The sequence below is a fragment of the Endozoicomonas sp. ONNA1 genome (genome assembly GCF_024606325.1).
Taxonomy (GTDB): domain Bacteria; phylum Pseudomonadota; class Gammaproteobacteria; order Pseudomonadales; family Endozoicomonadaceae; genus Endozoicomonas_A.
The window spans coordinates 1-5,827 of the sequence record NZ_JAHHPN010000967.1; the positions used below are offsets into that span (position 1 = coordinate 1).

A 5,827-nucleotide genomic window follows, 5' to 3' on the forward strand; every position below is an offset into this window, starting at 1 on the left:
GGAGAGATACTTCAGGGAAAATGTGCCTAAATGGTCATTCTCCCACGCAGAAAGTGTTCCTTACTCTTACACCTTAGGCGCCTTTTACGAATGGCAGGAGGGCAGTGACAAGAAAGTGCCTGTCCATCATGAGAAAAATGCTCCTCAATCAAGCTTTTTACCTTCAGCTTCAGGCGATCTGCTTGATACTGATGAGAAGAGGGGGAAGTTGGATTGGGATGAATGGGAAAACGTCAGTGAAGCAACCACGGAATCGGCAACAACCGGTATTTTCAAATCTGTGACCAATGAAACACCGATAATAACTCCAAGTATGACGTTTCACCTTGAGTTCGCAGTCACCACTCCGACTGCCACCCCCCCGGAAGTGGCGATGACACCTGTTGCTAAAACGCTAACTTCTTCGGCTGGTGAGGCATCCGTGACCAGTCAGATACCCTTGGCGACCCCGGGTGTAACGGCTGCCCCCAAATCCACAACGGCGACTTCATTGACAGTGCCCGAAGTAACGCCAACTGCAAAAGTGGATGACTTTGAGGAAGACGAGATATGGGAGGACATTGAACCCCAACCATTACCCACTTCAACTTCAGCGACAACAGCTTCAGCGCCTCTGCCCCCCTCTGCAGCCGTGCAACCAAAACAGGCTGATCCGGAGTCGTTCGACTTTGATGAAGATTGGGGTGACATTATGAATACCCACAACGAACTCTGATATTAGAAACCGGTAGACGATTCCACCATAGCTATCCAAAAGAAGCCAGTATAAAGGAATACATACTGGCTTCTTTCTGATCAGGCAACCAATCAGCCACCTGAGAGAAGGTATGAATGAATGTATTCCTTCCCTGAAAAAACGCGACTAACAGCCATGAGCGATTGACAGCCGCTTCTTCGCCTGGTGTGGAAATCACTTTTCACGGTAATAAAAGTTTTCAGCTCCGAGGTAGTAGAATGACAAATGCTTGCCCCAATGCATTAAGTCTTGCCGTGGCCGTTGCAATCAGCTCCTCCATGATGGGTACACAGGCACAGGCCGATCGCAGGCTTCAGACAAAATCTATTGATATTCAGAGCGACGGCCATGCGGAGTTTATCCGGAGTGAAGTCATGGTTCAGCCAACTTTAGGTGATGACCAACAGCCAATACCCAACTCTTTTACCACCTCTTACCCTGACCAGTCTCAAAGAAATACGGACTATGTCCCTCCTTCTCTGAGCTTTACAGCAGTTCTTTCTGGTGTTGATGGTGGTGTTTACAGTGTTGATCAGTTTGAAACAGGCAAGAATAACCTTGCTCAGAAATACACCAAAGTCCTGAAGGTGGGTGATGAAGGCGTCTTCAGGTTCACCCATAATCTGGACAAAAAGGCACTGCACATTGAAGTCAGAGGCGGAATGACCGACCCGGATTCAATTGCGGCTGTTCGTGCTCAATTGGGTTGCGTCCCATCATTGGAACCGTCAACGAAAATCGCCACCCCCTTACAACTGGCTTTTTTGCTGGAAGGTGTCGACGACAGAGCAGGAAGCCTCGGCAGAAGTGATCACTATGTTGCCCTTGCCAGCATTGAAGTAGAAAAAGTAGAGGTGAATGGACGTACCTTTATGCGTCTTATCGCTGCGGGCGATCAGCCCCCTGAACTGCAAAGTCTGGGTCAATCACTCTTTGTCAATGATGAGGTTCTCCTGACAGCCGCTGCCTCGGCTTACATCCAGGTTCATGTCCTGGGAGAGGATTTACAACAGCAGGCTCTTAATGACCTGTTGGCATACAGCAAACCCGTTGGCTATGTTGTACACGCCGAGGATGATACAGAGGTCTACCCTGTGCCTCCGGGTTATCCAAAGCTGGAAGTATCAGAAGCTCCGGGGGAGGTTATTGTTTTCCATGGTCAGAAGCAGAATCCGCATGACATCGCTTTCGTAGAAAACCTCTATAAACTCTGGGTAAAAGCCTGGCTTAACAACCGCACCCCCGCAGCAGCAACACGAGTTAACAAATATAAGGTCAAAAGCTACCAGTACGTCATTCGCAGCAGGCAGATGGAGCTGTTGGATCAGTTTGCCAATCAGCTGGCCGCTCATCCCAATGCTGAGCTTGACGAAGATCAACTGATGATGCTTGCAGACTATGAATCTCTCCAGCAGGCATTGAGTAGCGCCACCCCGGACGCGGCAGATGAATTTCAACTTGCAATAAGACACATCAAAGTTGCCGAGTCGATTATCACGTCACCCTGGATTCAGGTTCAACTCGCAAAACATTTCGGCTTCAAACCCGCACTGAGAAATCTTCTGACTAACGAGCATTTTCTCAAAGAATTTATGTCCATTGTCAACGGCGAGGCGGCCAATGCTTTTGACTACGACGAAGAGTTTGCCAGCAAAAGCGGTGCCGACATGACCAGGCAAATACTTGAGAGGGAAAGCAGACAAAAGGAGCTACAGACGAAAGAAGTACGACTCGCCCAGCTCAAAAAGCTTTACCATCTCGAAATGGATAAAGCCAACCCCAATGATGAGGAACAACTGACAACGCAACGACACTATCAGAACATTGAGGGTGAGCTTGCAGAGGTTCGTGTCAAACTGGAAGATCTGAAAAACCAGGAACGGAAACTTCAGCGGGAAGTCAAACGAATTCCAGAGCTGGAACAACAAGTTCGTGATGCCAGAAAAGAAGCCAGTAATCATTACAACGCTCAATTTGCAAAAGAGCTTGGTATTGTTAACTGGGATGACACCCAGCCACAAAAAGAGCAAGCCAGACGCATCACAGGGAAACTTAATGAAATCTTCAGAGCCGTTGCCGCAACAAAACAGCCTGAGGAAGAAGCTGTAAAAACAAACCTCGCCGCTATTGAAGTTCAGCTCGGTATTGCTCCAGACAATGAAAACGATCTGGATGCCCGCTTTCAGTCCATTCAACGGCATCTGCAACAGAAGGAAAAATTAACCGATGAGGCAATCTGGAATAGACTGATTGTCATTGAACAGCTCGGAGAGCAACATCTTCAGCATTTACAAAAGCTGAAAAAACAGAAAAACTGGCTACAGGAACTTCAGCAGGAACTTGATCGAACTCCAGCGCTGAGACGAGAAGTTCGTGATCCTATAGAAAAGACCATAACCGATTACTACGTTCAACTGGCAGAAGGGCTTGGTATTAGCAACTGGGTTGTGACCGAGCCATTTGAAGAACAAGCCAGACTCATCAGAAAGAACATTCATAAAATCAAAAGATCGGGAAAGTCCCGGAAAAAAGCTGTAATAGAAAAACTGGCGGCCGTTGAAGGCCAGTACAACATCTTTCCCAACAATGAAAACGATCTGGAAGCTCGCTTTCAGTCCATTGAACAGCACCTGCAACAGCACCTGCAACAACAAACAGAACTCATCGAAGGGGTAATACGAAATAGACTGGCTAACCTTGAAGTTCAGCTGGGTCTGGTTCCGGGTGACGAAGAGCAAATGGCATACCGTCAAGACCTCATTCGGCAGCACTTAAGGCAGCAGATAGATCAGGTCGACCAGGATTACCTTCGGCAACAGAGCATCAAAACAGGCGCTGAAAAAATAGCTGCAACCAAAGCTCGATTTGCAAGCATTGCCAAACATTTAAACATTCAGAACTTTGATGACAATGAAGATATTGAGACCCAGCAAAAACGTCTGATTCAGAGAATTCAGACACTGAATACTCACGCCGCCAAGGAAGAAACGTTCGTCAAACTCAGGCAGGAAGCTATGGCGACGGTTCTTGGCCTTGAACTGAATGAAGACAGCACATTAGAAGACCGCCAGGAACTGATAGAACATCGTCAGCTCAGGCTCTACAGACTTGCAGATTTCGAAAAAGAACTGGAACACATCTCAGTATCAGGCCATCCGATAACCACGCTTTCGGAATTGGAAGATGTACTACAAGACATCAGAACACCAGGCCACCCCAGATTCAAACCTGAAGTACTTGATAAACTGAGTGCCGTCGAAGAAGCTCTGGAAATGAGGGAACTCAATAGCGAGGATGATGAGTACTATCGTCGTCAGGCTATTTCAAGGGACATTCAGACATACATCAGCGAAGCCAGAGAGCGGGCAGAAGAAGACGCGCAAGATGTACTGAGAGCCGTAGAAGAAATACTCGGGATCAATGTCAATGAAAGTGATGACAAAGGAAAACGACTTGACAGGATTCTTGCAAAACTTGCCGACGATGAAGTTACCGAAAAAAAACTGAGTGATATACATAATGCCCTCTGGGGAGAAGAAGACTTCACACCTGCGAACAGCATAGCCAAGGTTCGAAGACTTAGTGAGCGACTTAGCCTTTATGTCATGGACTCGGATTTGCGAGCCACAACACAACAGACAAGGTTGCTTAAGGCTATAGAAGATGAGCTGGGCATCGACAGGAATGAACACGTTGCAGCTAAAGAAAGAGGCAAGAATTTCGTTGCCAAACTGGCCGATGATCTGAAAATAGACATTGTAAAAGATGCCAGCCTGAATAATCAGAAAGCTGTTCTAAAAGCCAGATTTCAGGCATTGGATGATGCAGTAAGCAAGCCCTGCGATGATGAAGGTAAAAGAAGAGGAATACATAATGAAATTGCCTACCAGCTTGGCATTCAGGGCTATAGAGATGATGCCCCTGCAGATGATCAGACCCATCTCATTAAAGAAAAACTCCAACAGCTGAATAAAGCAGTTTTTATGGCGGGTTGGCCTAAGTTTAATGAGCGTATCACAGCCATTAATGCTGAGCTTGACAGGCTAATGGCTTGTCTGGGACCTAAACCACGATACGTTCTTGATCGTGAGGTAGCCAAAGCCAAAAGTGACACAGAAAAAGCTAACAGTGAACTGGAGAAACTTCGTCGCAAACTCGATGCTGTTCATCGTAAACAAGTGGTAATCGCGCATCCTGATGACGTTCACCCTGATACAGATAAAGTCATCACAGCGCTCAATCAGGTCATGAAACACATTCACACCGAGCTGGGCCTGACTCAGGATGACAATCACACCCCTGAAGACCTATTAGACGACATAGAACGTTTTTTACAAAAAGAAGACGATGCAGTAAGGCGAGTTGAGACCGTTCAGAAACTGAGAGATACCATCAAAGAACTGAAAATCCCTTTTAAGAATGACCCTGATAATCAGTCAGAAGCAGACCATATTAAAGTCATTAGAGAATATACAGCCTCTCATGGCCGGGATAAAGTCGATCAAGCATTGGGCGAATTGCCTGAAACAAGGAGACAATACGCTCAGGTCAGGAAGTTCCTGCATGAATACGATTTTAGAGCAACGGAATTGGCCAATGCACAGGATGAAGAAAAGCAGGCCCGGGAAGCTTTAGACACTAAAAATCAGGCGATTGGCCATTCCAAAGACATCAATCCGAAAGCTAAAACCCAGCTTGAGCGCAGTAGAGAAGTGCTGGATTTAGTTCTGGAACAGAAAAAAGCAATTACATCAGAAGCACAAGAAGCCCTGAAGGCTCATGAAGCGAAGCTCAAAGCCATCGAAGATCACGTGGGTCTTAAGCCAGCCCCTACAGCCCGCTACGCTGACCGGGTTGATGCCTTGAGAAATAAACAGATAGAAATGGGCGGGCTTGATGGTACTGGCGGTAAGATCCTGCAACTGACTCAGAAACAGGACCGTCTAAACAGACAAATAGAATTCAGGACAGCGGAAATAGAGCAATTAAAGGAAGTCCTGAAAGCCGCAGAGAAAGCCGTCGAAAATGAGGGTGGCCCCTTCCAGTACACGCCGAAACAGGCAAATATACTGACCGATATCTACGCCTTCG

At 46.9% G+C, this 5,827-nt stretch carries 2 protein-coding genes; both read left to right on the forward strand.

Features of this window, described 5'->3' with window-relative positions; genetic code table 11:
- On the forward strand, positions 1-715 hold a 715-nt coding region (locus tag KDK19_RS23370), incomplete at its 5' end, for a hypothetical protein (RefSeq protein WP_257293060.1).
- A 239-nt stretch (positions 716-954) separates the two neighbouring features.
- Positions 955-5,827, forward strand: a 4,873-nt coding sequence (locus KDK19_RS23375; RefSeq protein ID WP_257293061.1) for a hypothetical protein, incomplete at its 3' end; no start/stop codon positions are given.